Consider the following 25,796-nt stretch of genomic DNA (forward strand, 5'->3'; position numbering starts at 1 on the left):
GCCCGGAGCTCGTCGCGGCGCGGCGCGCCGAGGCCGGCGGGTGGGAGGTCGTGCTGGTCCGGCACGGCCGCCTCGCCGGCACGGCGACGGTCCCGCGCGGGGTGGACCCCTGGCCCGCGATCGAGTCCCTGCGGCTGTCGGGCGAGGAGGTCGCCGCGCCCGCGGTGCCCGCGCCGGCGTGCCACCCCGAGGAGGCCGACCTCGTGCTGAGCTGGCTCGACCAGCCGGGTGTGCGGCTCGTGCTGGCGCCCGAGGGCTGGACGTGCCCGGTCGGCGGCGCCCAGGCGTACGCGGATCCGGCGAGCACCGCGGGACGCGTCGCGGCCTACCTCGCGCACGACCTCGAGACCGCCGCCTCCGTCGGGGCTCCCGGGGCACCGACCACGGCCGACGTCCCAGGGGCGCTGGATCCCGGTGCCGGGTCGACCGCGGCGGGACCCACCGGCACGGGGTCCACCGGCACGGGGTCGACCGGCGCGGCATGATGGCGGGATGCTGACCGCCATCGTCCTCATCGACACCGACGCCGCCCGCATCCCCGAGGTCGCCGCCGCGATCGCCGACGTCCCCGGCGTGAGCGAGGTGTACTCCGTCACCGGGGAGGTCGACCTCATCGCCCTCGTGCGCGTGCGCGAGCACGAGGGCCTCGCGGACGTCATCGCCGACCGGGTGAGCAAGATCGAGGGGGTCCTGCGCACCCAGACGTACATCGCGTTCCGCGCGTACTCCAAGCACGACCTCGAGCAGGCGTTCGACCTCGGCATCGAGGACTGAGCCACCGGGCGCCGCCGGACCGCGGGAGCCGCCGAGCGGCCGCGTCGACCGCTCCGCCCGCCGCCCGACCACGCCGGACGGCGCGCGCCTCGGTCCGCGGCGGCCCGAGCACACGCGTCGCGTCGCCGGCTCGCGCTCGGCCCGCGACCTGGCGGGCCTCCGCTCGGACCGCCACCTCGCGGGCCTCCGCTCAGACTGCCACCTCGCGGGCCTCCGCTCAGACCGCCACCTTGCGCGCCCCCGCTCGGGAACGCCGCGTCGCGCCCCCGCTCAGACCGCCGCGGCCCGCCAGCGCTCGAGGACCGCAGCGGCGGCTCCGTCGTCGACCGACCGGCGCGCGATCTCCATCCCGGCACGCAGCCGGTCCACGAGCGGTCCGTCCGCCGTACCCGGCAGCGTCCCGTCCGCCACGATGCCCGTCGCCGCGTTGAGCAGCACGGTCTCGCGCGACGGGACCGCCTCGCCCGCGAGCACCTGCTGCACGACGCCGGCGTTGTACGCGGCGTCCTCCCCACGCAGGTCCGCGATCGTGACCGGCTCCAGCCCGAGGTCCGCGGCCGGGTCGAGGCGGTGCTCCAGGACCTCGCCCGCGCGCACCTCCCAGACCCGCGCCGGGCCGGTCGGCGCGAGCTCGTCGAGCCCGTCGTCGCCGCGGAACACCAGCGCGCTCGACCCCCGCGCCGCGAGCACGCCGGCCACGAGGCCCGCCATCCGCGCGTCCGCGACCCCGATGGCGCTCGCGGCGGGCTGCGCCGGGTTCGTGATCGGGCCGAGGAAGTTGAACGCGGTGGCGACGCCCAGCTCACGGCGGACGACCGCCGCGTGCCGCATCGACGGGTGGAAGACCTGGGCGAAGCAGAACGTGATGCCGACCTCCGTCGCGAGGGCGGCCACGCGCTCGACGGGCTGGTCGAGCCGGATCCCGAGCGCCTCGAGGACGTCCGCGGAGCCCGAGGAGGACGACGCCGCGCGGCCGCCGTGCTTCACGACACGCAGGCCCGCACCCGCGATCACGATGGCCGCCATCGTCGAGATGTTGACGGTGTGCGTCCGGTCGCCGCCGCTGCCGACGATGTCCACCGTCCGTCCGGGGACCGTGAACCGGTGCGCGTTGGCGAGCATGACGTCGGAGAGCGCGCGGAACTCCTCGACCGTCTCGCCCTTGCTGCGCAGCCCCACGAGGAACGCGGCGACGCGTGCGGGCGAGGCGCTGCCGGCCATGATCTCGCCCATCGCCCACGTCGACTGCTCGCGCGTCAGGTCCCGGCCCTGGACGAGCGCCGTGAGCAGGTCGGGCCAGGTGTGCCCCGCGCTCATCCGGCGCTCGCCGCGGCACCGACCAGCTCGGCCACGACGCGCTGCACGTCGATCGGGTCGAGCGGCTGGCTGAGCACGGCGTCGGCCTGCGACCAGGACGCGAGCCACGCGTCCTGGGGCCGGCCGGTGAGCAGCAGGATCGGGGGGCACCGGAAGATCTCGTCCTTGAGCTGGCGGGCGATCCCCATGCCGCCCGCCTTGCCGGCCTCGCCGTCGAGCACGAGGACGTCGAACCCGCCGCCGTCGACCTGGCTCAGGACGGCTGCGGGCGTCGCGACCTCGACCCACGCGATGTCGGGCGCCCCGCGGCGCAGCCGCCGCCCCACGGCGAGCAGCACCTGCTGGCGCGTGTCCACGTCGTCGCTGTAGAGGAGGATCCGGGGGGCGCGCTCGCGCTCGTCCGTCGCGTCAGCTCCGTGCGGGTCGGCCGTGACCATGGTGCGTCCTCATTCGTCGTCGACGTGCGTGCCCCGGCATCTTGGCACGCCGACGCGGCCGTTGTGCAGGTCGGGGACGCCGTTCCGCGCGTCGCCACCGGGGCTGCGAGTCGCCCCGCACGAGCCCCGGGAGGCCCCGGAGTCACAGTGCTGAGGTGACGCTGTGACATATACCGCTCCCCGTGGGTGGGTCCTACGACCCACGCACGAGCGTCATCAGCCATAATGAACGGGTGTCGACTGCAACGGCTGCCCCTCGCACCGCACCCCACGTGAGCGTGAACCGGCCCAACCCCGTCTCCGTGGGGACGATCGTGTGGCTGGCCAGCGAGCTCATGTTCTTCGCGGGCCTGTTCGCGATGTACTTCACTCTCCGGGCGACGGTGCCCGACGAGTGGGCCGAGCAGACGCAGAAGCTCAACCTGACGTTCGCCGCGATCAACACCGCGATCCTGGTGCTCTCGTCGGTCACGTGCCAGATGGGTGTGTGGGCGGCCGAGCGGTTCCAGCCCGCGCGCACCGGGAGCCTGCTCCAGGTCGGCCGCTGGGGCATGAACGAGTGGATGACCATGACCTACGTCATGGGCGCGATCTTCATCGGCGGCCAGGTGTACGAGTACGCCGAGCTCGTCCACGAGGGCCTCACCATCGCCTCGAGCCCGTACGGCTCGGTCTTCTACCTCACGACCGGCTTCCACGGCCTGCACGTCGTCGGCGGACTCATCGCCTTCCTGTTCCTGCTCGGCCGCTCGTTCGCCGCCAAGCGGTTCGGTCACCACGAGGCGACCACCGCGATCGTGACGTCGTACTACTGGCACTTCGTCGACGTCGTCTGGATCGCGCTGTTCGCGGTCATCTACCTCCTGCGCTGACGCCCTCGGGCAGCGGCGCGCGGTTCCACCCTTCCCCAACGTGCGAGACGAGGATCGATTCGTGAAGGCACTCGCAGCCCGCAGGCACCACCGGTACGCACCGGCCGTGCTGCTCCTGCTGGCGCTGCTGCTCACCGGAGGGCTCTACGCGGTCCTCGCGCCGCAGGCGGCCGACGCCGCGCCGGCCGCGGCGGGCAGCGACGACATCGCCACCGGCGAGAAGATCTTCCAGGCCAACTGCGCGACGTGCCACGGCCCGTCGGCGGAGGGCACGGACGCAGCACCGTCGCTCGTGGGCGTCGGCGCGGCCTCGGTCGACTTCCAGGTCGGCACCGGCCGCATGCCGATGCAGGCGAACGGCCCGCAGGCCCCCGCCAAGGAGGTGCAGTTCACCGACGAGCAGATCGAGCAGCTCGCGGCGTTCGTCGCCTCCCTGGGCGCCGGCCCGTCGGTGCCCAGCGAGGAGATGGTCGACCCGGCCCAGGGCGACGTCGCCAACGGCATGGCCCTCTTCCGCACCAACTGCGCGATGTGCCACAACGCCGTCGGCGCGGGCGGCGCGCTCTCCGAGGGAAAATGGGCCCCGTCGGTCACCGAGACCTCGCCGCGGCACATCTACGAGGCCATGCTCACGGGCCCGCAGTCCATGCCGGTCTTCAACGACGCCAACCTCTCCCCGGAGGAGAAGCGCGACATCATCGCGTACATCGACGCTCAGCGTGAGCCGTCCCCCGGTGGCATCAAGCTCGGATCGCTCGGCCCCGTCAGCGAGGGCGTGTGGATCTGGCTCGTGGGCATCGGCCTGCTGATCGGTACGTCCGTCTGGATCGGAGCGAGGTCCTCGTGAGCATGCAGCACAACCCGGTCCCCGGGAACACCGAGGCCGTCGAGGTCCACCGCGACGGCGGCCACTACCCGGACCGCTTCGAGAACCCCGGTCTCGAGGAGCACCGACCGCGCCTCGGCGACGTCGACCCGGCCGCGAACAAGCGCGCCGAGCGCCAGATCGTCGCGCTCTTCCTGATCTCGCTGCTCGGCACGATCGTCTTCATCGCGGCGTACTTCGTGGTGCCGCTCGGCGACACGCCCCAGAGCATGCAGCGCTCGAACCTCTTCCTCGGGCTGGGGCTGTTCCTGAGCCTGTTCGGGATCGGTGCGGCCGCGGTCCACTGGGCGAAGGCGCTCATGAACGACCACGAGCGCGCCGAGGAGCGTCACCCGCAGCGCAGCTCCGACGAGAACCGCGCGGGCGCGATCCAGGCGCTCAAGGACGGCGCCGAGGACTCCGGCATCGGTCGCCGTGGCGTGCTCAAGGGCGCGTTCGCGTCGGCGCTCGCGATCTTCCCGCTCACCATCGCCCTGCCGCTCATCGGCGAGGTCGGCGAGGACTGGGACGTCTCGAAGTTCAAGCACACGTGGTGGAAGAAGGGCACGAAGCTCGCCCTCGACCCGTCCGGCGAGCCCATCAAGGCCGCGGACGTCACCATCGGCTCGGTCTTCCACGTCATCCCCGAGGACCTGCACGAGGCCGAGCACCCGCTCGACGAGAAGGCCAAGGCCGTCGTGCTCCTCATCCGGATGGACCCGCGCGACCTCAAGTCCGAGCAGGGCGAGGGCTGGTCGTACGACGGCATCGTCGCCTTCTCGAAGATCTGCACCCACGTCGGGTGCCCCGTGGCGCTCTACGAGCAGCAGACGCACCACCTGCTCTGCCCGTGCCACCAGTCCACGTTCGACGTTGCCGACGGCGCCAAGGTCGTCTTCGGTCCCGCCAACCGGCCGCTGCCTCAGCTGCCCATCGAGGTCGACGACGAGGGCTACATCGTCGCGCAGTCCGACTTCCACGAGCCTGTCGGTCCGAGCTACTGGGAGCGCCTGAAGTGACCACCACGACCACCCGCACGGGCGCCGCCGCCGGCGCCACCGCGGACTACCTCGACCAGCGGACCGGCATCGGTACCGCGGTCAAGACGTTCGCGCGCAAGATCTTCCCCGACCACTGGTCGTTCCTGCTCGGCGAGATCGCGCTGTTCAGCCTCGTCGTGCTCATCATCTCGGGCGTCTTCCTCACGATGTTCTTCGTGCCGAGCATGGCCGAGACGCACTACGAGGGCCCGTGGGCCGCGATGAACGGCGTGGAGATGTCCGAGGCGTTCGCCTCGACGCTGCGCCTGTCGTTCGAGGTCCGTGGCGGCCTGCTCATGCGTCAGATCCACCACTGGGCGGCGCTGCTGTTCATGGCGGCGATCGTCACGCACATGATGCGCGTGTTCTTCACGGGTGCGTTCCGCAAGCCGCGCGAGATCAACTGGGTCGTCGGCTTCGTGCTGCTGATCCTCGGCCTCGCGGCCGGCTTCTCGGGCTACTCGCTCCCGGACGACGTCCTCTCGGGCAACGGCCTGCGCATCACCGACGGCGTCGTGCGGTCGATCCCGATCATCGGCAGCTACCTGTCGTACTTCATCTTCGGTGGCGAGTTCCCGGGCCAGGACCTGATCCCGCGCCTGTTCACCGTGCACGTCCTGCTCGTGCCGGGCCTCATCCTCGCGCTCGTCGGGCTGCACCTGCTGCTCGTCGTCCTGCACAAGCACACGCAGTACCCGGGCTCGGGCCGGACCGACAACAACGTCGTCGGCTACCCGCTGTTCCCGACGTACACCGCGAAGGCCGGTGGCTTCTTCTTCCTGGTCTTCGCCGTGATCGCGCTCATGGCCGCGACCATGACGATCAACCCGGTGTGGAACTACGGTCCGTACGACCCCTCCCCCGTGTCCGCCGGCGCCCAGCCGGACTGGTACATGCTCTTCCTCGAGGGTGCGCTCCGGCTCATGCCCGGGCAGGGCACGGAGTGGGTGATCGGCGGCTACACGCTGTCGCTCAACGTGCTGATCCCCGCTGTCGTCGTGCCGGGCATCCTGTTCACCGTGCTCGCGGTGTGGCCGTTCGTCGAGGCCGCCGCGACCGGCGACAAGCGCGAGCACCACGTGCTCGACCGCCCGCGCAACGCCCCCTTCCGCACGGCGATGGGCGTCGCGATCCTCACGGCGTTCACCGTCCTGGTCCTCGCCGGGTCGAACGACATCATCGGCGCGCAGTTCTCGATGTCGATCAACGACATCATCGAGGTCTTCCGCGTGCTGTTCTTCGTCCTGCCGGTCCTGGCGTTCTGGATCACCAAGCGCATCTGCCTGGGTCTCCAGCGCAAGGACCGCGAGCTGGTGCTCCACGGGCACGAGACGGGCCGCATCGTCCGCTTCGCGCACGGCGAGTACATCGAGGTCCACCGCCCGCTCGACGAGCACGAGCGCTGGCTCCTGGTGCAGCACGAGCCCCGTCGCCCGCTCGAGATCGAGCCGGCCGAGGACTCGCGCGGCGTCCGCCGCAAGGGCTACGGGCGTGACCGCCTCCGGCAGCGACTGTCGCGGCTCTTCTACGAGGACCGTGTCGAGCCCGTCACCCCGGCGGAGCTGGCCGCGGCGCACTCGCACGGCGAGCACGACACGATCGCGGCACCGGAGAGCAACGAGAGCACCCGTCTCGTCGGTTCCGCGACGGGCGGCTCGGGCTCGCAGGAGGGCTCGGCCACCGGGACCGTCGGCGGCGGACAGCACCTCGTGGGCCCCGAGACCGGCAACCCCGAGACGGACGCGCGGAATCGCTGAGCCCGCGCAAGAGTTGGTCGTACCGAGAGGGCGCCGCACCCCCAGGGCGCGGCGCCCTCTCGATATGTATCTGACGGAGCACCCGACGACGCCGCGGTCCGCCGCGGCCTGACGCAGGAGAGGCACCACCTATGGCTGACTACACCCTTCCCGAGCTCCCGTACGACTACGCGGCGCTCGAGCCCCACATCTCCGGCAAGATCATGGAGCTGCACCACGACAAGCACCACGCGGCCTACGTCACGGGCGCGAACACCGCGCTGGCGAAGCTCGCGGAGGCCCGCGAGAGCGGTGACCTCGCGTCGGTGAACCTGCACGAGAAGAACCTCGCGTTCAACCTCGGCGGTCACGTCAACCACACGGTGTTCTGGAACAACCTCTCCCCCGAGGGTGGCGGTGCGCCGTCCGGCGAGCTCGCCGCGGCGATCGACGAGTTCTTCGGCTCGTTCGACGGCTTCCAGAAGCACTTCACGGCCGTCGCGGCCGGCGTGCAGGGTTCCGGCTGGGCGATCCTCGCGTGGGACTCGATCGGCCAGAAGCTCGTCGTGGGCCAGCTCTACGACCAGCAGAGCAACATCGCCCTGGGCCTCGTGCCGGTGCTCATGCTCGACGTCTGGGAGCACGCGTACTACCTGGACTACCTGAACGTCCGCGCCGACTACATCAAGGCGTGGTGGAACATCGTCAACTGGGCCGACGCGGGCGAGCGCCTCGCGCGTGCGCGCACCCAGACGGCGGGACTGATCGTCCCCGCCTGACGCCTCTGAGCGCCTTCTCCGGCCGGTTCCGGGTCCTCGTGACCTTGGGACCGGCCGGAGTCGTTTCGGGGCCGGTAGCCGGCCTGAGCCGCACCCGGGCCCGTCACGGCCCGAGCTGTTTCCCGGCCCGCACGGCTCTGCGAGCGCCGGTGCGCCCCCACGGGCGTGCGCTGCGACGGGCGTGCGCTGCGGCTCCTGAGCAGGCGCCCGGGACGCGGACAGCCCCGCTCTCGACTCGTCGACGCCGACGCCGACGCCGACGCCGACGAGCGTGCAGTCGCCCGGGTACGACGAGAGCGCCGGCACCCTTCGGGGTACCGGCGCTCTCGGTGCTTGCGTCGACGTCAGCGGGCGCGTGCCCGGCTGTCGTCAGTGCGCGTGCTGGCCGCGGGAGAACTCGAACACGAAGCCGACGAGCGCGACCAGCCCGAGCACCGTGCCGAGACCGACGAGCCACCAGCCCATCGCGAGCCCCGCGAAGACGAGCGCGGCCGCGAGGGCGATGGCGAGCGGCCACCAGCTCCACGGGCTGTACACGCCCTGGTCGCCGGCGCCCTGCTCGATCTCACCGAGCGGGTCGTCCTCCGGACGAGCGTCGATGCGCCGCGCCAGGAGTGCGAGGTAGCCGCCGATCATCCCGACGAGCCCACCCACGAGCGGGATGCCGAGCGTGCCGACCGGCTCGCCGTCGCTCCACACCGCGTAGATCAGGCCGACGGGGACGAAGAAGAGGATGCCGTAGAGGAAGAGCTTGGCCTCGAGCTTCACCGGTGACCCTCCTGGTCGTTCTCGTCCGGGAGCACGGTCGTGCTCGACTGCTCGGGCTCGCCGGTGCCGTTGCGCACCCGCTCGTCCGCAAGCTCCTTCTGCCCGGTGAGGTCGGCCTCGCCGAGCAGCTCGTCGAGGACGTTCTGGTCCGGTGCGGCCTGGTCGAGCGCGGCGACCTCGGGGTGGTGCAGGTCGAACGCGGGGCGCTCGGACCGGATGCGCGGCAGCGACGTGAAGTTGTGCCGCGGCGGCGGGCAGCTCGTGGCCCACTCGAGCGAGCCACCGAAGCCCCACGGGTCGTCAACGGTGACCAGCGGCGCCTTGCGCCAGGTCACGTAGACGTTCCAGAGGAACGGCAGAGTCGAGGCCGCGAGGACCACCGAGCCGACGGTCGAGAGCTGGTTCATCCAGGTGAACCCGTCCTCGGGCGAGTAGTCCACGTACCGGCGCGGCATGCCGACGACGCCGAGCCAGTGCTGCACGAGGAACGTCAGGTGGAAGCCGACGAACAGCAGCCAGAAGTGCACCTTGCCGAGGCGCTCGTCGAGCATGCGGCCCGTGAACTTGGGCCACCAGAAGTAGAAGCCGGCGAACATCATGAACACGACGGTGCCGAACACCACGTAGTGGAAGTGCGCTACCACGAAGTAGGTGTCGGAGACGTGGAAGTCGAGCGCCGGGCTGGACAGAATGATGCCGGTCAGCCCGCCGAAGAGGAAGGTCACGAGGAAGCCGAGCGTCCACAGCATCGGTGTCTCGAACGTGATCTTCCCGCGCCACATCGTGCCGATCCAGTTGAAGAACTTCAGACCGGTCGGGACGGCGATGAGCATCGTCATGAGCGCGAAGAACGGCAGCAGCACCGCGCCGGTGACGTACATGTGGTGCGCCCACACCGTCACGGACAGGGCGGCGATCGCGAAGAACGCGTAGATCAGGCCCTTGTAGCCGAAGATCGGCTTGCGGCTGAAGACCGGGATGATCTCCGAGGCGATGCCGAAGAACGGCAGCGCGATGATGTACACCTCGGGGTGCCCGAAGAACCAGAACAGGTGCTGCCAGAGGATCGCTCCCCCGTTCTCGGGGTTGAACACCTGCGCGTCGAGCCGCCGGTCCGCGCCGAGCGCGAGCAGCGCCGACGCCAGCGGCGGGAACGCCATGAGCACGAGGAGGCTGGTCACGAGGACGCCCCACGTGAACACGGACATCCGGAACATCGTCATGCCGGGTGCGCGCATGCAGACGATCGTGGTGATGAAGTTGACCGCACCGAGGATCGTGCCGAAGCCACCGAGGGCGAGGCCGAAGACCCACAGGTCACCGCCGAGGCCCGGCGAGTACGCCGTCGTCGACAGCGGCGTGTAGGCGAACCAGCCGAACGACGCCGCGCCCTGGGGCGTGAGGAAGCCGCCGACGGCGATGAGGCCGCCGAACAGGTACAGCCAGTACGCGAACATGTTGAGCCGCGGGAACGCGACGTCGGGGGCGCCGATCTGCAGCGGCATGATGATGTTCGCGAAGCCGGCGAAGAGGGGCGTCGCGAACAGCAGCAGCATGATCGTGCCGTGCATCGTGAACAGCTGGTTGTACTGCTCGGGCGTCTGCACGACCTGGATGCCGGGCTCGAACAGCTCGGCACGGATCAGCAGCGCCATGACGCCGGCGATGCAGAAGAAGACGAACGACGAGATCAGGTACAGGTACCCGATGGTCTTGTGGTCGGTCGACGTCACCCACTTGATGACGGTCCGGCCGAGGGTCTGGCGACGCGGCGCCAGCCCGGGGATCCGCTCGGCGGTGGCGGTCATCAGTCCTCACTCCTTTGCGACGGCGAGTCGAGGTCCTGGACGCGGCTGAAGTCGAGCCCGAGCTCGCCGGTCTGGCCCCGCTCGCGCAGGTCGTCGATGTGCGCGTCGTACTCGGCTCGCTCGACGACCTTGACGTTGAACAGCATCGACGCGTGGTACTCGCCGCACAGCTCGGCGCACTTGCCGGTGTAGTCACCCACCTCCTGCGGGGTGACCTGGAACTGGTTGGTCCGCCCCGGGATGACGTCGAGCTTGTAGAGGAACGCCGGGATCCAGAACGAGTGGTTCACGTCGCGCGAGTCGAGCACGAAGCGCACCGTCTCGTCGACGGGCAGGTACAGCGTGGGCTGCTCGGCGAGGACGCCCGGCTCACCGATGCCCTGCGCCTGCTGGCCCGTGTCGTAGACCTCGTCGTCGAGGTAGTTGAAGTCCCAGCTCCACTGCTTGCCGATGACCTGGACGGTCAGGTCCGGCTCCTCGCTGGTGTCGTTGATCGCCGACATATCGCGCGCCGTGTAGTAGAAGAGCACGCCGACCATGATCAGCGGGAGGACCACGTACATGACCTCGAGCGGCACGTGGTAGCGCAGCTGCACCGGCAGCGTGTTGTCGTTCTTGCGCTTGCGGTAGACCGTGATGCACCAGAGCATCAGGCCCCACGTGATGACGCCGACGATGAGCGCGGCGATCCACGAGCCGACCCAGAGGTTGGTGATCCGGCCCGTCTGGTCGGTCACCTCCGCCTCGGAGCTGCCGGGCAGCCAGCCGCGCTGGACCTCGGCGGAGCAGCCCGCCAGGGCGATGGACACGACGGCGACCAGGGTCGCCCACCTCACGGCGGGCCGCTGGTGCCGGCGGGGATTCTGCGAGTGCACGCGGGACCTCTCACTCACGTCCCGGCGGCACGCCGCCGGGTGCTGGCGGAGGTTTCCCGGGACCTTCGTCCTCATTCCCGGGAAGCCTATCGCCTGTGCGGCACGGATTCGCTCCGAGGGAGCGGCATGGCGACGCCGCGTCAGCATCGTGACCGGCCTCGGCGGGGCCCCGTCGGGCCGCCGCGCGCTAGCGTGCGCGGGTGAGCACGCACGTCGGAGCACCGGGACCCGCCGACGGTCCGCCCCCGGGTGTGACGCATCCCACGCCCACCCGGCGCGTCTTCCTCGACGCGGGAGGGCGCGCACCACTGAGCCCGCACGCGCGCGCGGCGCTCGACGAGGCGCTCGACCAGGGCTGGGCCGACCCACGCCGGCTCCACGCGGAGGGCCGGCGCGCGCGGCTCCTGCTCGACGGCGCGCGCGAGGCCCTCGCCGCCGCGGTCGGCGCGCGCACCGAGGAGGTCGACCTGGCGCCGTCGCACACCGTGGGCCTGCACGGCGCGGTGCTGTCCGTGGCACGCGGCCGGCGCCGGTCGGGCCGGGACGTGGTGGTCGGCGCGACCGAGCGCGCTGCGGTGCTGTCCGCGGCGGAGTTCGCCGCGGCCCAGCCGTGGTCGCCGGCGACCGGGTCCCGGGTCGCCGTGGGCGTCGACCGCGAGGGGCGCGTGGACCTCGACGCCTACCGGGCCGCGCTCCGCTCCCCCGGCGTCGCGCTCGCCGCCCTCCAGCACGCGAACGGCGAGGTGGGCACGGTGCAGCCCGTCGAGGAGGTGCACGAGGCGGCGCGCGCGGCCGGTGTCCCGCTGCTCGTCGACGCGGGCGCGAGCCTCGGGCACGCCGCGGTCCCCGACGCCTGGGACGTGCTGGCCGCCGACCCCGGCGACTGGGGCGGCCCGGCGGGCGTGGGCGTCGTCGTGACGCGGGCCGGGGTGCGCCGTGCGCCCAGCTGGCCCGAGGACGAGGACCGCTGGTTCCCCGGCGGCGTGAGCGTGCCCGCCGCGCTGGCCTCGGCGGTGGCGCTGCAGGCGGCGCTCGCGGAGCGGCAGGTGCAGGACGCCCGACGGCGCGCCCTGGTCGCCCGCGTCCGGGAGCGGGTCGCCGCCGACGTCCCGGACGTCGAGGTGGTCGGTGACTCGGACCGGCGCCTGCCGCACGTCGTGACGTTCTCGTGCCTCTACGTCGACGGGGAGGCGCTCGTCACCGAGCTCGACCGGCTCGGCTTCGCGGTCGGCTCCGGCTCGGCGTGCACGTCGAGCGCGCTCGAGCCGAGCCACGTGCTCGCGGCGATGGGCGTGCTCACGCACGGCAACGTGCGGCTCGCGCTGCCGGTGGACGTGACCGAGGACGACGTCGAGCGGTTCCTCGCGGCCCTCCCCGGTGCCGTCGCGCGGGTGCGCGCGGTGCTCGGCGTCGAGGGGCTCTGAGCCGGGTGGGCACCGGCGGGCCGGGGGGACGGCCGCACGACCGTGACGACGCGTCGGCCGGCGCCGGGCCCCCCGCCGCGGGCGCTCCCGGCGGCGCCGGTCGGGACTCCGCCGGCCACCGCGACGGCGTGGTGGTCGACGCACGCGGGCTCCGCTGCCCGGTCCCCGTGATCCGGCTCGCCCGTGCGGCGCGCGACGCCGCTCCCGGCGCCGTCCTCACGGTCGTCTCGACGGACCCCGCAGCACAGCACGACGTGCCGGCGTGGGCCCGGCTCCGCGGCCACACGGTCGTGGCGTCGCACGCGGAGCCCGACGGCGCGCTCGCGATCACCGTGCGGGTGCGGGCGGCGGACTGACGGAGGGAGACACGTCGGGCACGCGGAAGGGCCCGGCACCCTCGGGTGCCGGGCCCTTCCGACGCTGCGGTGAACGCTTCGAGCGGTCGGCTCAGCCGAACGAGCCACCGCACGCGCACGAGCTGCCCGCGTTCGGGTTGTCGATCGTGAAGCCCTGCTTCTCGATCGTGTCGGCGAAGTCGATCGTCGCCCCGTCGAGGTACGGCACGCTCATGCGGTCCACGACGACCTCGACACCGTCGTAGTCCTTGAGGGCGTCGCCGTCGAGCACGCGCTCGTCGAAGTAGAGCTGGTAGATCAGGCCCGAGCAGCCGCCGGGCTGGACGGCGACGCGCAGACGCAGGTCGTCGCGCCCCTCCTGCTCGAGCAGGCTGCGGACCTTGCCCGCGGCGACGTCGGTGAGGAGGACGCCGTGCGTCGCGGTCTCGGTGGTCTCGCTCATTGGTTGCTCCCGTGCCTCGAGGAAAGGTCGAGTGGTGCTCAGCACTCTCGTCAGCGTCGTCAACAGCCCGGCGCCGCGTCTTGTTCCCTCAGCGTACGCCGCGGGCCGGATGCCTCCTGCGCACCCCCTGAGCGGCGCCGGGCGGACCGCCCGAGCCGCGTGCCCCGCTGCCGCCGGGTACGGCCGTCAGCGCGCCCAGGTGCGCGCGACGCGCTCGACCCGGCGCCCGAGCGTCCCCGCGGGGTCCGCGAGCGACTCGCGCACCTGCTCGGGCGTCTCGGCGACCGCGTAGGCCGCGGCGATCCCGGCGGCGCCCCACTCGCGGCGCCCGACGTCGACCTGCCCCGCGAGCACGACCGTGGGCACCGCGAGCGGCAGCGCGCGTGCGGCGACCGCGGCGACGACCTTGCCGTGCAGCGACTGCCAGTCGAACCGTCCCTCGCCCGTGAGCACGACGTCGACGTCGGCGATGCGGTCACCGAGACCGACCGCGTCCGCCACGAGCGCCGAGCCCGGCAGCAGGCGTGCGCCGAGGAGCGCGAGCCCGAACCCGAGCCCCCCGGCCGCCCCCGCACCGGGCTGCGCGGCGAGCCGGGTGACCGGCGCCGACGGCCGGGCGCCCGCGAGCAGGTCGGGGCGGACGGACCCGGCGAGCGCCCCGACCGCGACGTGCGCGAAGTGCCCGAGAGCGCGCTCCAGCTCCTGGGCCTGCACGGGCGTCGCTCCCTTCTGCGCCGCGAACCCCGCGCTCGCACCGTGCAGGCCGAGCAGGGGCACGTCGACGTCGTACGCGCCGACCAGCTCGACGCCGGCCAGACCCGAGCGGACGTCCGCGAGCGCGCCGAGGTCGTCGGCGAGGACGTCACCGAGCTCCCCGCCGCCCCGCCCGAGCGGCGACTGCGCGCCCCCGACGCCGAGAGCCGCGAGCATCCCGGCGCCCGCGTCGTTCGTCGCGGACCCGCCGAGCCCGACCACCACGCGCCGGGCGCCGGTCGCGACCGCCGCGCGCAGCAGCTCCCCCACGCCGTACGTGCTGGTCACGGCCGGGTCGCGCCGCCCGTGCGGGACGAGCGCGAGGCCCGCGGCGTGCGCCGACTCGACGTACGCGGTCGCCGGACGGCCGTCCGCGCCGGCGACCACGAGCACCGCGGCCGGGACCGGGTCCCCGAGCGGCGAGCGGACCGTCACCGAGAGCAGCTCACCGCCGAGGCTCGCGCGCAGCGTCGCGAGGAAGCCCGGGCCACCGTCGGACAGCGGGCACACGCGCACGTCGGACGCCGGCACGGCGCGCAGCCAGCCGTCGCGCAGGACGGTCGCGGCCTCCTGGGCCGTGAGGGTCCCGCCGAAGTCGTCGGGGGCGATCAGCACGCGCACGGGGCCGATCCTGTCACGGTGCGCTGTGGGAAGATCGCGCCGTGAGCCTCACGACACCGCCGCAGGACACCACGTTCACGGAGCCCGCCCCCTCGGCGCTGCTGCTCCTCGGGCGCGGGGTCGACCTCGCCTCCGAGCGCGGCGTCGAGTGCGTCGGGTCGCTCCCCGCGGCGAGCGACCCCGACCTCGTCGAGCGCGCGCACGCGGCCCGCGCGGCCCTCGGCGACCGGGCGTTCGTGCTCGGCCACCACTACCAGCGCGACGAGGTGATCGACCTCGCGGACGTCACCGGCGACTCGTTCAAGCTCGCGCGCGAGGCGGCGGCCCGCCCCGAGGCCGAGTTCATCGTGTTCTGCGGCGTGCACTTCATGGCCGAGTCGGCGGACATCCTCACGTCCGACGCCCAGCAGGTCGTGCTCCCGGACCTCGCGGCGGGCTGCTCGATGGCGGACATGGCGGCGATCGACCAGGTCGAGGACGCCTGGGACGTGCTGGTCGAGGCGGGCGTCGCCGCGGACACCGTCCCCGTGACGTACATGAACTCCACGGCCGCGATCAAGGCGTTCACCGGGCGCCACGGCGGCACGGTCTGCACGTCGTCGAACGCGCACGTGGCGCTGCGGTGGGCGTTCGACAAGGTCGGCGGCGTCGGGGGCACGGGCAAGGTGCTGTTCATGCCGGACCAGCACCTGGGCCGCAACACCGCCATCAACCAGCTCGGGCTCTCGCTCGACGACTGCGTGGTGTTCGACCCGCGCCGGCCGAACGGCGGGCTCACCGCTCAGCAGCTCAAGGACGCCCGGATGATCCTGTGGCGCGGGCACTGCTCGGTGCACGGCCGCTTCTCCGAGCGCAACGTCACCGACATCCGGGCCGCCGTCCCCGGCGTGAACGTCCTGGTGCACCCCGAGTGCAAGCACGAGGTCGTGACCGCGGCGGACATGGTCGGCTCGACGGAGTACATCATCCAGGCGCTGGCCGCGGCCGAGGCGGGGTCGTCGTGGGCGATCGGCACCGAGCTCAACCTGGTCCGGCGCCTGGCTCGCGCGCACGCGGACAAGCAGGTGCACTACCTCGACTCGACGGTGTGCTTCTGCTCGACGATGAACCGCATCGACCTCCCGCACCTCGTGTGGACGCTCGAGTCGCTCGTGGCCGGCCGGGTCGTCAACCGCATCGTCGTCGACGCGGACGACGCCCACTGGGCGCGCGTCGCGCTCGACCAGATGCTCGCGCTGCCGGGGTACGGCGCATGAGCACCCAGAGCCCGGTCCGGGTCGGCATCTTCGTGTTCGACGACGCGGAGGAGCTCGACGTCGTCGGGCCCTACGAGGTGCTCGCGCACTGGGCGCAGCGCTCCGAGCTCAAGCCCGAGGTCGTGACGTTCTCCCGCGACGGGAACGGGGTGCGCTGCTCGAAGGGCCTGCGCCTCGTCCCGGACCACTCCGCCGAGGACGTGGGTCCGCTGCACGTCGTCGTCTACCCCGGTGGGAAGGGCACGCGCCCGCTCGCGAAGGACTCCGAGCACCTCGCGTGGGTCCGGCAGCTGCGGTCGACGACCGCGCTCATGACCAGCGTGTGCACCGGCTCGCTCGTGTACGCCGCGGCGGGCCTGCTCTCGGGCCGCCCGGCGACGACGTACTGGGGCGCGCTCGACGAGCTCGCGCAGCTCGACCCGACGGTGCTCATCGACGCCGAGGCCCGCTTCGTCGACGACGGCGACGTCGTCACGTCCGCGGGCGTGTCGGCCGGGATCGACATGGCGCTGCACCTCGTGGCGCGGCTGGAGTCGGTCGACGAGGCGCGCGCGGTCCGCCGCGGCATCCAGTACGACCCCGCTCCCCCGGTCTGAGCCGGTGAACCGGTACCTGCGCCTGCTGCTCGTGTGGCTGCGGGCACGGCGGTCCTCGCACACGCCGTCCGCACCGTCCCCGGGGTCCCCGCTCGGGGAGTACCGCACGACGCTGCGCGTGATGCCCAACGACCTCGACCTGCTGCGGCACGTCAACAACGGGTCCTACCTGACGCTGCTCGACATCGGGCGGGTCGACATGACGCTGCGCTCGGGCGCGCAGTCGGCGCTCGACGCCCGGGGTTGGTTCCCCGTCGTGGTCGGCGAGTCGATCCGGTTCCGCCGCTCGATGACGCTGTGGGAGCGGTTCACGATCGTCACGCGCGTGCTCGGGTGGGACGAGCGGGTCATCTACCTCGACCAGCGCTTCGAGCGGACCGGGCGCGACGGCGCCGTCGAGGTCGTCGCGGAGGCGTGGGTCGTCGCGCGCTTCCTCGCCCGCAGCGGCGGCACGGTGCCGTCGCCCGACGTCGCCGAGCTGTTCGGGCTGGACCCGGTCAGTCCGCCGCTGCCCGAGCCGGTCGTCACGTGGTCGCGGGCCCTGGACCTGGCGCACCGAGCGGTCTGACGCTTCACGCCCGGACGGCCCGAGGACCGGGACGCCAGCGCCGGACGTCGAGCAGACCGAGCCCGGCGCACGGCCGTGGACGACCGCGCACCGGGCCCGGCCGCCGGACGGTCGGTGACCGGGGTCTCGGGCGTCAGGCGCGGGCGTCCCGCGCGAGCCGGGCCAGCAGCAGCGCCTCGGCGAGCACCACGCGCTCGAGCTCACCGAGGTGCACCGACTCGTCGATGCCGTGCGCGCGGCTGTCCGGGTCCTCGACGCCCGTCACGAGGATCGCGGCGTCCGGGTACACCTCGAGCAGCTCGGCGATGAACGGGATCGAGCCCCCGACACCCACGTCGACCGGGTCGGTCCCCCACGCCTGCGCGAACGCCCAGCGTGCGGCACGCATCGCCTCGGAGTCCTGCGGCGACTGGAACGGGCGGCCGAGCTCCCCGTCGCGGACCGTGACGCGCGCACCGAGCGGGGCGTGCGCGTGCAGGTGCTCGCGCAGCGCGGCGAGCGCCGCCGCGGGCTCCTGACCCGGCGGGATGCGCAGGCTGAGCTTCGCGGTCGCCGTCGGGGTCAGGGTGTTCGACGCCCGCGCGACGCTCGGCGCGTCGAGACCGATGACGGAGAGCGCCGGCCGGGTCCACAGCCGGGCCGTGAGCGGACCGGTCCCGGCCAGCCGGGCACCCTCGACGACGGAGGCGTCGGCGCGCAGCGCGGCCTCGTCGTAGTCGACGGTCGGGTCCGGCGCGGTGGTCAGGCCGGCCACCGCGACGTCACCCGCGACGTCGTGCAGCGTCGCGATCAGCCGTGCGAGGAGCGTGACCGCGTCCAGCACCGGCCCGCCGTACATCCCCGAGTGCACGGCGTGCTTCAGGACGGTCACCTCGACCTCGAGGTCCACGAGCCCGCGCAGCGACGTCGTGAGCGCCGGGACGCCGATGCGCCAGTTGCTCGAGTCCGCCACGACGATGACGTCGGCCGCGAGCTCCTCGCGGTGCGCGGTGAGGAACGGCAGGAACGTCGGCGAGCCGATCTCCTCCTCGCCCTCGACGAAGACCGTGACGCCGACGGCGAGGTCGTCGGCGAGCACGCGCAGCGCGCCGAGGTGCGCGATCACGCCGGCCTTGTCGTCGGCGGCCCCGCGCCCGTAGAGGCGCCCGTCACGCTCGGTCGGCTCGAACGGCGCGGTCGACCACGCGGACTCCTCGCCCGGCGGCTGGACGTCGTGGTGCGCGTACAGCAGCACCGTCGGCGCCCCGTCCGGGGCGGGTCGGCGCGCGACGACGGCGGGTGCGCCCGGGCGGCCGTCCGGGCCGTCGACGCGCAGCACCCGGACGTCGTCGAGGCCCGCGCCGCGCAGCAGGGCCGCGACCGCGTCGGCGCTCGCGGCGACGTGCGCCTGGTCGAACTCGGCGTTGGAGACGCTCGGGATCCGCACGAGGTCCTCGAGGTCGGCGCGCAGGCGCGGGAACTCGCGCGCGGTGCGTGTCCGGAGCACCTCGACCTGCTCGGTCGTGAGCGAGGCGTCGGGTGCGAGCGGGGAGCCGGCGGGGGTGGGGCCGGCGGGCGTGGAGGAGTCGTTCGTCACGGACCCGCACGCTACTCGACTACCCTGGACGGGTGTTCGGACGCAGCAGCAAGGACCAGGAGCCCACCTCCCCCGCGCCCCTCGGCACCCCGGGGCCGGACGACGCCGTCCGCGAGGGCAAGGGGCGCCCGACGCCGCGTCGCAAGGTCGCCGAGTCGGCCAACCGCCGGCCCCTCGTCCCGGCCGACCGCAAGGGCGCCGCGAAGGCTGCGCGCCTCGAGCAGCGGGCCGCGCGCGACCGCCAGTACCAGGCGCTGCAGACCGGCGACGAGCGGTTCCTGCCCGAGAAGGACAAGGGCCCGGTGCGGCGGTACATCCGTGACCACGTCGACGCGCGCTGGAACCTCGGCGAGATGTTCCTGCCGGTCGCTCTCGTGATGCTCGTGCTGCAGATCGTGCTCGCCCAGGTCAACCCGAACGCGGCGTTCGTCGTGCTCCTCGCGCTCTACGCGTTCAGCCTCGTCATGCTGCTCGACGCCTACCTCATGTGGCGCGGCCTGAAGAAGCGCCTCCGTGCGAAGTTCGGCGAGCACGTGATCGTCCGGGGCACCGCGATGTACGCCGTGCTGCGCGTGTTCCAGATCCGCCCGTCGCGGCTGCCCAAGCCGCAGGTCAAGCACGGCCAGTACCCCTCCTGACGGCCCGGGCACGTGCGCGGTGCCTGCCCGCAGGCGGGCCGGGCACGGCGAGCGATCGTAGGGTGACGGGATGGTCAACTACCGCTACCTCGGACGCTCCGGGCTCAAGATCTCGGAGATCACCTACGGCAACTGGCTGACGCACGGCTCGCAGGTCGAGAAGGACGCCGCCGTCGCGTGCGTGCACGCCGCCCTCGACGCCGGCATCACGTCGTTCGACACCGCCGACGTGTACGCCAACACCAAGGCCGAGAAGGTGCTCGGCAAGGCGCTCAAGGGTCAGCGCCGTCAGTCGCTGGAGATCTTCACGAAGGTCTACTGGCCGACCGGTCCGCAGGGCCCCAACGACTCGGGCCTCTCGCGCAAGCACATCCTCGAGTCGATCGACGGCTCCCTCGAGCGCCTGCGCACCGACTACGTCGACCTGTACCAGGCGCACCGCTACGACCACTCGACTCCGCTCGAGGAGACGATGCAGGCGTTCGCCGACGTCGTGCGCTCGGGCAAGGCGCTGTACATCGGCGTCAGCGAGTGGACCGCGGACCAGATCCGCGAGGGCCACGCGCTCGCGCAGGAGCTGGGCTTCCAGCTCATCTCGAACCAGCCGCAGTACTCGGCGCTGTACCGGGTCATCGAGGGGGAGGTCGTCCCCGCGTCGGCGGAGCTCGGCGTCTCGCAGATCGTCTGGTCGCCGATCGCGCAGGGCGTCCTGACGGGCAAGTACCTGCCGGGTCAGCCGCTGCCCGCGGGCTCGCGGGCGACCGACGACAAGGGGGGCGCGAAGATGATCGCGCGTTTCCTCGACAAGCCCGACGTCCTCCAGCGGGTGCAGGACCTGCGCCCGGTCGCGGACGAGCTCGGGCTCTCGCTCGCGCAGCTCGCGGTGGCCTGGGTGCTCCAGAACGAGAACGTCGCGGCGGCGATCATCGGGGCGTCGCGGCCCGAGCAGGTCACCGAGAACGTCAAGGCGTCCGGCGTCGAGATCCCCTCGGAGCTCCTGAACCGGATCGACGAGATCCTCGGTGACTCCGTGATCTCGGACCCCGCGGAGACGGCGAAGAGCTCCCCGAAGTCCCGCTGAGCACGCCGACGGCCCGCCCTCCGGTCAGCGGAGGGCGGGCCGTCGTGCGTCCGGCGGCGGCGACGCGGGCGAGGTGGGCCGGCGCCCGGGTCAGCGGACGGTGAACCGCGGCAGCAGGTGGTGCACGACCGGCCCGATCGCGAGCGCGTACGCGAGCGTCCCGAGCCCGACGGTCCCGCCCAGCAGCCAGCCCACGGTCACGACGACGACCTCGATCGTCGAGCGCACGAGCCGCGTCGAGCGGCCGGTGCGGGCGACGAGGCCCGTCATGAGCCCGTCGCGTGGCCCCGGACCCAGGCGGACGCCGACGTACAGCGCGGTCGCGAGCCCGTTCAGCACGATCCCGGCGACGACGAGCCCAGCGCGGGCGGCGAGCGGGAGCTGCTCGGGCAGCCGGGCGAGCAGCGCGAGGAACGGGTCGACGAGCGCGCCGATCACGACGACGTTCGCGACGGTCCCGATGCCCGGCCGCTGGCGCAGCGGGATCCACACGAGCAGCACCACGACGCTGACGAGGACCGTGACCGTCCCGAACGACAGCCCGGTACGACGCGAGACCCCCTGCGAGAGCACGTCCCACGGCATGGAGCCGAGGCCGGCGCGGACCAGCAGCGTGATGGACGCGGCGTAGAGCACGAGGCCCACGAGCAGCTGGACGTACCGACGGGTGCGCCGGGTCGTGGGGAGCATCTCCGGGCGGTCGCCCGCCGTCGCCCCGGTCGACGGCACCGCCCCGTCGCCGGGCGCGGTGCGGACCGTCACACCAGGCCGCGGATGCGGGGGCCGGTCGGGAGCCCCGCTGCGAGCGGGCTGCCGTCGGCCCAGTGCGGCTCGGAGGCCGGCGGCTGGCGGTGCCCGAGGCCGTCGCCCTTGAGGGTGGCGGGGAGCTGCACGAGGGCGACGAGGACGGTGGCGGCGACGAGGACGGCGAAGAGGACCATAGGCACAGCCAATCGCGAGTTGGCATTGCCATCAATAGCCACTTGGGGGAAGGTGGACACGTGACCACGATCGAGGACCTGCCCAACGACCGCCGGCTGTCAGCGAACGGACTCGCGCGGCTGCTCGGTGCCTGGCAGCGCCCCGGACCGGCGTACGCCGCGCTGGCCGACGGCGTCCGCTCCGCGATGCACGCCGGGTCCCTCCCCCTGAGCACACGCCTGCCGAGCGAGCGCGAGCTCGCGGAGGCGCTCGGCGTCTCGCGCACCACGACGACCGCCGCGTACCGGACGCTGCGCGACGAGGGCTTCCTCGTCAGCCGCCAGGGCTCGGGGACCGTCACGACGCTGCCCGCGTCGGGTGCGCGGGGCGTGCACGCGCCCGTCGTCGTGCGCCCGTCGCAGCCGGACGTCGCCGACCTGTCCATCGCGGCCCCGCCCGCGCCGTCCGCGCTGCACCCGGCGTACGTGACCGCCCTCGACGCGCTCCCCCGCTACCTCTCCGGGCGCGGGTACGAGCCGCTCGGCCTGCAGGTGCTCCGCGAGGCGATCGCCGCGCGGTACACCGAGCGCGGCACCCCGACGACCCCCGACCAGGTTCTCGTCACGAGCGGCGCCCAGCAGGCCATCAACCTGCTCGTGCACGCGCACGTCGGGCCCGGCGACCGCGTCGTGGTCGAGCACCCGACCTACCCCCACGCCATCGACACCGTGCGCGCCGCCGGCGGCCGCCCGGTCCCCGTGCCCGTGAGCACCGGGCCGTCCGGGGGCGTCGACGTCGACCTGCTCGAGTCGACCCTGCGGCAGGTCGCGCCCCGCCTCGTCTACCTGGTCCCCGACCACCACAACCCGACCGGCACGAGCCTCGACCCGGCGGCGCGCGACCGCGTCCGCGCGCTCGCCCGGCGCCACCGCACCGTGATCGTCGGTGACGAGGCGCTCACCGACCTCACGCTCGACGGCCCCGAGCCCGAGCCGTTCGCGGGCGCCGGCGCCTCCTCGGGGTTCGTCGTGTCCGTCGGGTCGGCGTCGAAGACCTACTGGGGCGGGCTGCGCATCGGCTGGGTCCGCGCCCACCCCGACCTCGTGTCCCGGCTCGCGGTGCTGCGCGGGCACGTGGACATCGCGACCGCGGTCCTCGAGCAGCTCGTGACCGCCGAGCTCCTGGCCCGGCGCGACGAGATCGTGCCGGGCCGGCGCGCGGCGCTGCGCGAGCGGCGCGACCTGCTCGTGGGCCTGCTGGCGGACCAGATCCCGTCCTGGCAGGTGCCCGTGCCCGCGGGCGGGCTGTCGCTGTGGCCCGACCTCGGGGCGCCCGTCGCGTCGGCGCTCACGGCGCTCGCGGTCCGGCACGGGGTGCGCGTGCTGCCCGGGCCGGCGTTCGCGGTCGACGGCAGCTTCGAGCGGCACCTGCGGCTCACGTTCAGCGAGCCCGTCGAGGTGCTCGAGAACGGCGTGCGCGGGCTCGCGGCGGCGTGGGCCGCGCTCGGCATGCCGCAGGACGCCCGCCGCTCGGCGCCCGTGCAGGCGATGGTCTGAGCTCGGACGGGCGCAGACGGACGCGGACGGGCCACGGACCGGCACCGGCCGGCACCGCCTGCCGCCGGCCGCTCCGCCCCGGCCGACGTCGCCGGGCGCCCGTCGCGCGCTAGGGCACGTGCAGGACGAGCGGCGGCGTGGCGGGCGCGCCGTCGTGCAGCAGCTGGGCCGAGTGCGCCCCGCCCGCCGCGAGCGCGCGCCACTGCTCGCCGAGCCACTGCTCGGCGTCGTACTGGTTCGTGAACGCCGGGCTGCCCGGCTGGTCGAGGCGCCTGCCGTCGGCGTCGTCGAACGTCCACTCCCACTGCGGCCGGACCACCATCAGCTGCCTCCCGCACGTGCCGCGGCGCGCGCGGCGTCGGCTGCCAGCGCGCGGTTGAGGCCCGCGGCCCAGAAGGGGCCACGGTAGATCAGCCCGGTGTACCCCTGCACGAGCGTCGCACCGACGGCGACGTACTCGCGCGCGTCCGCGGCCGTCGTGATGCCGCCGACCCCGATGACGACGGGGTCCGGACCGAGCCGCGTGCGCAGGCGCGCGACGACGTCGAGGCCGCGCGCGAGGACCGGCGGGCCGGACAGCCCGCCCGGGCCCAGGTCGTGCGCGATCGTCGTGTTGACCGCGACCACGCCGTCGAGCCCGAGGTCGAGCGCAAGGTCGGCGACCGCGTCGACGTCGTCGTCGGACAGGTCGGGAGCGATCTTGACCAGGAGCGGGACGCGCGGACGTCCGGCGCGCTCCGTCGCCTCGTCGGCGGCGACGCGCGTGGCCTCGAGGATCGGGCGCAGCGCCTCGACGGACTGCAGGTCGCGCAGGCCGGGGGTGTTCGGCGACGACACGTTGACGACGAGGTAGTCCGCGTACGGGGCGAGCCGCCCGGCGCTCGTGGCGTAGTCGCCCGGCGCGTCCTCGGCCGGGGTCACCTTGGTCTTGCCGATGTTCACGCCCACGACCAGGGCGCGGCCCCGGGGCGTCGCGCGCAGCCGGCGCAGGCGGAGCGCCACCGCGGACGAGCCCTCGTTGTTGAACCCCATGCGGTTGCGCAGCGCGCGCTGGTCGAGCACGCGCCACAGCCGCGGCTTCTCGTTGCCCGGCTGCGGGTGCGCGGTGACCGTGCCGACCTCGACGAAGCCGAACCCGAGCATCACGAGCCCGGGGACCGCCCGGGCGTTCTTGTCGAAGCCCGCGGCCAGCCCGAACCGTGCGGGGAACGTGCGGCCGAGGGCCGTCACCGCCGCAGCGGGCGGAGGGGCGGCGAACCGGCCGACGAGCGCACGCAGCGGCGGCAGCTCGCCGACCAGCCTGATCAGCGCGAACGCCAGCTCGTGCGCCCGCTCGGGGTCGAGGCGGCTCAGGACGAGTCGGAACAGGAGGCTGTACACGGCTGACAACCTAGCCGCCGCGGCACGGCGACCGGCGGCCGTGACCGGGCCGGCGGGGGGCCACCCGAGCCGCCCGCGGTCAGGGGGTCGGGCCGTCGCCGTCCGCCGGGCGCGTGCGCCACAGCCACGCGAGCCCGAGGAACGGCAGCACGAGCGGGACGTAGCCGTACCCCTGGCCGAACCCCGACCACACCGTCTCGTCCGGGAAGTCCCCGGCGTCGAGCACCGAGAGCGCGCCGACCGTGAGCACGCCCACGAGCTCGATGCCCACCGCGACCCAGGCGACGGTGCGCCACCGCCCGCCGCCGCGCGCGAGGGCGACGGTCGCGAGCACGTAGACGAGCGCCGAGAGCGCCGAGAGGCCGTACACGAGCGGCGCCTCGTCGAGCTTCGTGGCGATCTGGTACGCCGCACGTGCGCTCGCCGCGAGCGCGAAGATCCCGTAGACGGCGACGAGCGCACGCCCCGGGCCGGACGCGGTGCTCGTGGGTCGGCCGGAGCCGCGTCCGGCGCTCATCCGGCCCAGATCTGCGTGAGGCGCAGCTCGAGGAACGCGACCGTCAGTGCGGCACCCAGGAGCACGACCGAGCTCCACCGGGTGCGCTCCGCGAACGCCCACGCGGCGGCGAGCGGCAGCAGGATCAGCTGGGTCAGCACGTACCCCCAGAACAGCGCCGCGTCCGGCGAGGCCGCCCCCTGCGCGAGCAGGACGCCCGCGACGACCGCCTGGAGGACGAGCAGGCCCACGACGACGGCACCGCCCCAGAGCTGGCGCAGGATCACGGCGCGGTCGCGCACGACGAACCACAGGGCCCACGCCGCGAGCGCGAGGGACGTGGCCGCGACCAGCGCGGTGAGGGGGCCTGGCACGGGCGACCACGCTACCCGTCGGAGCGGACCGCCACCGGCCGCCGCCCCGTGACGTCCGTCCCGGCGACGCGCCGCCCCGTGACGTCGGTCCCGGCGACCCGCCGCCCCGTCGGCTGACGGCGAGGCCGCCGGGGGCTCGCGGAGGTCGCGGTCTACGATCGACGCGTGCCCCGAGCGACCCTCACCTCCCAGGACCCTGCCCACCTCGACGTCGACGCCCTCGTGGTGGGCGTCGCCCGGACCGACCAGGGTCCGCGGCTGCTCGACCCCGACGCCCTCCCGAAGGAGGTCCGCACCGAGGTGACGGCGCACGCCGTCGCGCTCGGGATCTCGGGCGACCAGGACGAGGTGCGGCGCCTGCCCAGCGCCGGCCGCCTCAAGGCCGGGGTCCTCGTGCTCACCGGCGTGGGCCCGCTCGACGCCGTGACGCCGGAGGCGCTGCGGCGTGCGGCGGGCGCCGCGACCCGCGAGCTCGCCGGCGTCGCGT

29 protein-coding genes and 1 pseudogene are annotated in these 25,796 nt (G+C 73.6%); 16 read left to right on the forward strand and 14 right to left on the reverse strand.

Going from position 1 to position 25,796, the window contains the following annotated elements; translation table 11 throughout:
* Both AB6N24_RS14790 and AB6N24_RS14795 read left to right on the forward strand, forming a co-directional pair.
* A pseudogene (locus AB6N24_RS14790) lies at positions 1-485 on the forward strand (DEDD exonuclease domain-containing protein); the annotation flags it as partial.
* A gap of 7 nt (positions 486-492) precedes the next feature.
* The gene (locus AB6N24_RS14795) at positions 493-774 is read left to right on the forward strand and encodes an Lrp/AsnC family transcriptional regulator (protein WP_412870152.1); all 282 of its coding nucleotides are present in this window, start codon (positions 493-495) and stop codon (positions 772-774) included.
* 270 nt (positions 775-1,044) lie between these two features.
* On the opposite strand, the gene trpD is transcribed toward AB6N24_RS14795, so the two are convergent.
* Complete coding sequence (gene trpD, locus AB6N24_RS14800; RefSeq protein ID WP_412870153.1) at positions 1,045-2,091, reverse strand: anthranilate phosphoribosyltransferase; 1,047 nt, start codon at positions 2,089-2,091, stop codon at positions 1,045-1,047.
* A complete protein-coding gene (locus AB6N24_RS14805; protein ID WP_412870154.1) occupies positions 2,088-2,528 on the reverse strand; it encodes a DNA-binding transcriptional response regulator in 441 nt (146 codons plus the stop codon). The genes trpD and AB6N24_RS14805 overlap by 4 nt, the downstream gene beginning before the upstream one ends.
* 233 nt (positions 2,529-2,761) lie before the next feature.
* Here AB6N24_RS14805 and ctaE point away from each other — a divergent pair, with 233 nt between their 5' ends.
* The 5 genes from ctaE to AB6N24_RS14830 all read left to right on the forward strand — a co-directional run bounded on the left by ctaE (position 2,762) and on the right by AB6N24_RS14830 (position 7,820).
* Positions 2,762-3,400, forward strand: a complete 639-nt coding sequence (gene ctaE / locus AB6N24_RS14810; protein ID WP_489672058.1) for an aa3-type cytochrome oxidase subunit III — start codon at positions 2,762-2,764, stop codon at positions 3,398-3,400.
* A gap of 61 nt (positions 3,401-3,461) precedes the next feature.
* Positions 3,462-4,247, forward strand: a complete 786-nt coding sequence (gene qcrC, locus AB6N24_RS14815) for a cytochrome bc1 complex diheme cytochrome c subunit (protein ID WP_412870156.1) — start codon at positions 3,462-3,464, stop codon at positions 4,245-4,247.
* A gap of 2 nt (positions 4,248-4,249) precedes the next feature.
* On the forward strand, positions 4,250-5,284 hold the full coding sequence (gene qcrA / locus AB6N24_RS14820) for a cytochrome bc1 complex Rieske iron-sulfur subunit (RefSeq protein ID WP_412870179.1): 1,035 nt from the start codon (positions 4,250-4,252) through the stop codon (positions 5,282-5,284).
* Positions 5,281-7,062 carry a cytochrome bc1 complex cytochrome b subunit gene (qcrB, locus tag AB6N24_RS14825; protein ID WP_412870157.1) on the forward strand — a complete coding sequence of 594 codons (1,782 nt, stop codon included), beginning with the start codon at positions 5,281-5,283 and terminating at the stop codon, positions 7,060-7,062. Before qcrA ends, qcrB begins: the two co-directional genes overlap by 4 nt.
* A 131-nt stretch (positions 7,063-7,193) precedes the next feature.
* On the forward strand, positions 7,194-7,820 hold the full coding sequence (locus AB6N24_RS14830; RefSeq protein ID WP_412870158.1) for a superoxide dismutase: 627 nt from the start codon (positions 7,194-7,196) through the stop codon (positions 7,818-7,820).
* A 369-nt stretch (positions 7,821-8,189) separates the two neighbouring features.
* Here the strand turns inward: AB6N24_RS14830 and AB6N24_RS14835 are convergent, their stop codons facing one another.
* From AB6N24_RS14835 to ctaC, 3 genes are read right to left on the reverse strand one after another with little or no spacing between them, the layout of a single operon-like run.
* Positions 8,190-8,588 carry a cytochrome c oxidase subunit 4 gene (locus AB6N24_RS14835; protein WP_412870159.1) on the reverse strand — a complete coding sequence of 133 codons (399 nt, stop codon included), beginning with the start codon at positions 8,586-8,588 and terminating at the stop codon, positions 8,190-8,192.
* A complete protein-coding gene (gene ctaD, locus AB6N24_RS14840) occupies positions 8,585-10,396 on the reverse strand; it encodes an aa3-type cytochrome oxidase subunit I (RefSeq protein ID WP_412870160.1) in 1,812 nt (603 codons plus the stop codon). Before ctaD ends, AB6N24_RS14835 begins: the two co-directional genes overlap by 4 nt.
* On the reverse strand, positions 10,396-11,271 hold the full coding sequence (gene ctaC, locus AB6N24_RS14845) for an aa3-type cytochrome oxidase subunit II (RefSeq protein WP_412870161.1): 876 nt from the start codon (positions 11,269-11,271) through the stop codon (positions 10,396-10,398). The genes ctaD and ctaC overlap by 1 nt, the downstream gene beginning before the upstream one ends.
* A gap of 200 nt (positions 11,272-11,471) precedes the next feature.
* On the opposite strand from ctaC, the gene AB6N24_RS14850 reads away from it, so the two are divergent.
* Positions 11,472-12,695 (forward strand): cysteine desulfurase family protein, encoded by a 1,224-nt coding sequence (locus tag AB6N24_RS14850; protein WP_412870162.1) that lies wholly within the window; start codon positions 11,472-11,474, stop codon positions 12,693-12,695.
* 128 nt (positions 12,696-12,823) lie between these two features.
* On the forward strand, positions 12,824-13,051 hold the full coding sequence (locus AB6N24_RS14855; RefSeq protein ID WP_412870163.1) for a sulfurtransferase TusA family protein: 228 nt from the start codon (positions 12,824-12,826) through the stop codon (positions 13,049-13,051).
* A 91-nt stretch (positions 13,052-13,142) separates the two neighbouring features.
* Here the strand turns inward: AB6N24_RS14855 and AB6N24_RS14860 are convergent, their stop codons facing one another.
* Together AB6N24_RS14860 and AB6N24_RS14865 are read right to left on the reverse strand one after the other, a co-directional pair.
* Positions 13,143-13,493: a HesB/IscA family protein gene (locus tag AB6N24_RS14860; RefSeq protein ID WP_034632266.1), complete on the reverse strand. Its 351-nt coding sequence runs from the start codon at positions 13,491-13,493 to the stop codon at positions 13,143-13,145.
* Between the two features lie 186 nt (positions 13,494-13,679).
* On the reverse strand, positions 13,680-14,867 hold the full coding sequence (locus AB6N24_RS14865; protein WP_412870164.1) for a glycerate kinase family protein: 1,188 nt from the start codon (positions 14,865-14,867) through the stop codon (positions 13,680-13,682).
* A gap of 41 nt (positions 14,868-14,908) precedes the next feature.
* Here AB6N24_RS14865 and nadA point away from each other — a divergent pair, with 41 nt between their 5' ends.
* The 3 genes from nadA to AB6N24_RS14880 are packed head-to-tail and all read left to right on the forward strand — an operon-like array spanning position 14,909 to position 17,287.
* Positions 14,909-16,123, forward strand: coding sequence for a quinolinate synthase NadA (gene nadA / locus AB6N24_RS14870; protein ID WP_412870165.1), 1,215 nt, complete (start codon positions 14,909-14,911; stop codon positions 16,121-16,123).
* Entirely contained in the window at positions 16,120-16,719 is a 600-nt protein-coding gene (locus tag AB6N24_RS14875) for a DJ-1/PfpI family protein (protein ID WP_412870166.1), read from the forward strand. The genes nadA and AB6N24_RS14875 overlap by 4 nt, the downstream gene beginning before the upstream one ends.
* A 4-nt stretch (positions 16,720-16,723) precedes the next feature.
* Positions 16,724-17,287: an acyl-CoA thioesterase gene (locus AB6N24_RS14880; protein WP_412870167.1), complete on the forward strand. Its 564-nt coding sequence runs from the start codon at positions 16,724-16,726 to the stop codon at positions 17,285-17,287.
* 133 nt (positions 17,288-17,420) lie between these two features.
* Here the strand turns inward: AB6N24_RS14880 and AB6N24_RS14885 are convergent, their stop codons facing one another.
* Positions 17,421-18,863, reverse strand: a complete 1,443-nt coding sequence (locus tag AB6N24_RS14885) for a dipeptidase (RefSeq protein ID WP_412870168.1) — start codon at positions 18,861-18,863, stop codon at positions 17,421-17,423.
* Positions 18,864-18,895: 32 nt separating this feature from the next.
* Between AB6N24_RS14885 and AB6N24_RS14890 the strand changes: the two genes are divergently transcribed.
* Positions 18,896-19,501 carry a DUF3043 domain-containing protein gene (locus AB6N24_RS14890; RefSeq protein ID WP_412870169.1) on the forward strand — a complete coding sequence of 202 codons (606 nt, stop codon included), beginning with the start codon at positions 18,896-18,898 and terminating at the stop codon, positions 19,499-19,501.
* Positions 19,502-19,571: 70 nt separating this feature from the next.
* The gene (locus AB6N24_RS14895) at positions 19,572-20,582 is read left to right on the forward strand and encodes an aldo/keto reductase family protein (RefSeq protein ID WP_412870170.1); all 1,011 of its coding nucleotides are present in this window, start codon (positions 19,572-19,574) and stop codon (positions 20,580-20,582) included.
* A gap of 90 nt (positions 20,583-20,672) precedes the next feature.
* Here AB6N24_RS14895 and yczE read toward each other — a convergent pair whose 3' ends face one another.
* Positions 20,673-21,272: a membrane protein YczE gene (gene yczE, locus AB6N24_RS14900; RefSeq protein ID WP_412870171.1), complete on the reverse strand. Its 600-nt coding sequence runs from the start codon at positions 21,270-21,272 to the stop codon at positions 20,673-20,675.
* A gap of 68 nt (positions 21,273-21,340) precedes the next feature.
* Entirely contained in the window at positions 21,341-21,523 is a 183-nt protein-coding gene (locus AB6N24_RS14905; protein ID WP_412870172.1) for a hypothetical protein, read from the reverse strand.
* 60 nt (positions 21,524-21,583) lie between these two features.
* On the opposite strand from AB6N24_RS14905, the gene yczR reads away from it, so the two are divergent.
* Positions 21,584-23,059 carry a MocR-like transcription factor YczR gene (gene yczR, locus AB6N24_RS14910; RefSeq protein ID WP_412870173.1) on the forward strand — a complete coding sequence of 492 codons (1,476 nt, stop codon included), beginning with the start codon at positions 21,584-21,586 and terminating at the stop codon, positions 23,057-23,059.
* A gap of 109 nt (positions 23,060-23,168) precedes the next feature.
* On the opposite strand, the gene AB6N24_RS14915 is transcribed toward yczR, so the two are convergent.
* From AB6N24_RS14915 to AB6N24_RS14930, 4 genes are all read right to left on the reverse strand, one after another.
* The gene (locus tag AB6N24_RS14915) at positions 23,169-23,381 is read right to left on the reverse strand and encodes a hypothetical protein (protein ID WP_412870174.1); all 213 of its coding nucleotides are present in this window, start codon (positions 23,379-23,381) and stop codon (positions 23,169-23,171) included.
* Positions 23,381-24,439, reverse strand: a complete 1,059-nt coding sequence (locus tag AB6N24_RS14920; RefSeq protein WP_412870175.1) for a quinone-dependent dihydroorotate dehydrogenase — start codon at positions 24,437-24,439, stop codon at positions 23,381-23,383. Before AB6N24_RS14920 ends, AB6N24_RS14915 begins: the two co-directional genes overlap by 1 nt.
* Before the next feature lie 79 nt (positions 24,440-24,518).
* A complete protein-coding gene (locus tag AB6N24_RS14925; protein WP_412870176.1) occupies positions 24,519-24,956 on the reverse strand; it encodes a hypothetical protein in 438 nt (145 codons plus the stop codon).
* Positions 24,953-25,309, reverse strand: a complete 357-nt coding sequence (locus AB6N24_RS14930; RefSeq protein WP_412870177.1) for a hypothetical protein — start codon at positions 25,307-25,309, stop codon at positions 24,953-24,955. Before AB6N24_RS14930 ends, AB6N24_RS14925 begins: the two co-directional genes overlap by 4 nt.
* Before the next feature lie 165 nt (positions 25,310-25,474).
* Here AB6N24_RS14930 and AB6N24_RS14935 point away from each other — a divergent pair.
* Positions 25,475-25,796, forward strand: a 322-nt coding sequence (locus AB6N24_RS14935; protein WP_412870178.1) for a M17 family peptidase N-terminal domain-containing protein, incomplete at its 3' end; no start/stop codon positions are given.

The sequence above is a fragment of the Cellulomonas jepli genome (assembly GCF_047229345.1).
GTDB lineage: Bacteria > Actinomycetota > Actinomycetes > Actinomycetales > Cellulomonadaceae > Cellulomonas_A.

What these genes read in the sequence shown, in the direction of transcription:
- AB6N24_RS14805 (WP_412870154.1), bottom strand. Translation starts at nt 2,528, where the DNA reads ATGGTCACGGCCGACCCGCACGGAGCTGACGCGACGGACGAGCGCGAG.
- qcrA (WP_412870179.1), top strand. Translation starts at nt 4,250, where the DNA reads ATGCAGCACAACCCGGTCCCCGGGAACACCGAGGCCGTCGAGGTCCAC.
- AB6N24_RS14915 (WP_412870174.1), bottom strand. Translation starts at nt 23,381, where the DNA reads ATGGTGGTCCGGCCGCAGTGGGAGTGGACGTTCGACGACGCCGACGGC.
- yczE (WP_412870171.1), bottom strand. Translation starts at nt 21,272, where the DNA reads ATGCTCCCCACGACCCGGCGCACCCGTCGGTACGTCCAGCTGCTCGTG.
- AB6N24_RS14860 (WP_034632266.1), bottom strand. Translation starts at nt 13,493, where the DNA reads ATGAGCGAGACCACCGAGACCGCGACGCACGGCGTCCTCCTCACCGAC.
- AB6N24_RS14830 (WP_412870158.1), top strand. Translation starts at nt 7,194, where the DNA reads ATGGCTGACTACACCCTTCCCGAGCTCCCGTACGACTACGCGGCGCTC.
- AB6N24_RS14905 (WP_412870172.1), bottom strand. Translation starts at nt 21,523, where the DNA reads ATGGTCCTCTTCGCCGTCCTCGTCGCCGCCACCGTCCTCGTCGCCCTC.
- AB6N24_RS14795 (WP_412870152.1), top strand. Translation starts at nt 493, where the DNA reads ATGCTGACCGCCATCGTCCTCATCGACACCGACGCCGCCCGCATCCCC.
- AB6N24_RS14895 (WP_412870170.1), top strand. Translation starts at nt 19,572, where the DNA reads ATGGTCAACTACCGCTACCTCGGACGCTCCGGGCTCAAGATCTCGGAG.
- AB6N24_RS14925 (WP_412870176.1), bottom strand. Translation starts at nt 24,956, where the DNA reads ATGAGCGCCGGACGCGGCTCCGGCCGACCCACGAGCACCGCGTCCGGC.
- AB6N24_RS14875 (WP_412870166.1), top strand. Translation starts at nt 16,120, where the DNA reads ATGAGCACCCAGAGCCCGGTCCGGGTCGGCATCTTCGTGTTCGACGAC.
- ctaD (WP_412870160.1), bottom strand. Translation starts at nt 10,396, where the DNA reads ATGACCGCCACCGCCGAGCGGATCCCCGGGCTGGCGCCGCGTCGCCAG.
- trpD (WP_412870153.1), bottom strand. Translation starts at nt 2,091, where the DNA reads ATGAGCGCGGGGCACACCTGGCCCGACCTGCTCACGGCGCTCGTCCAG.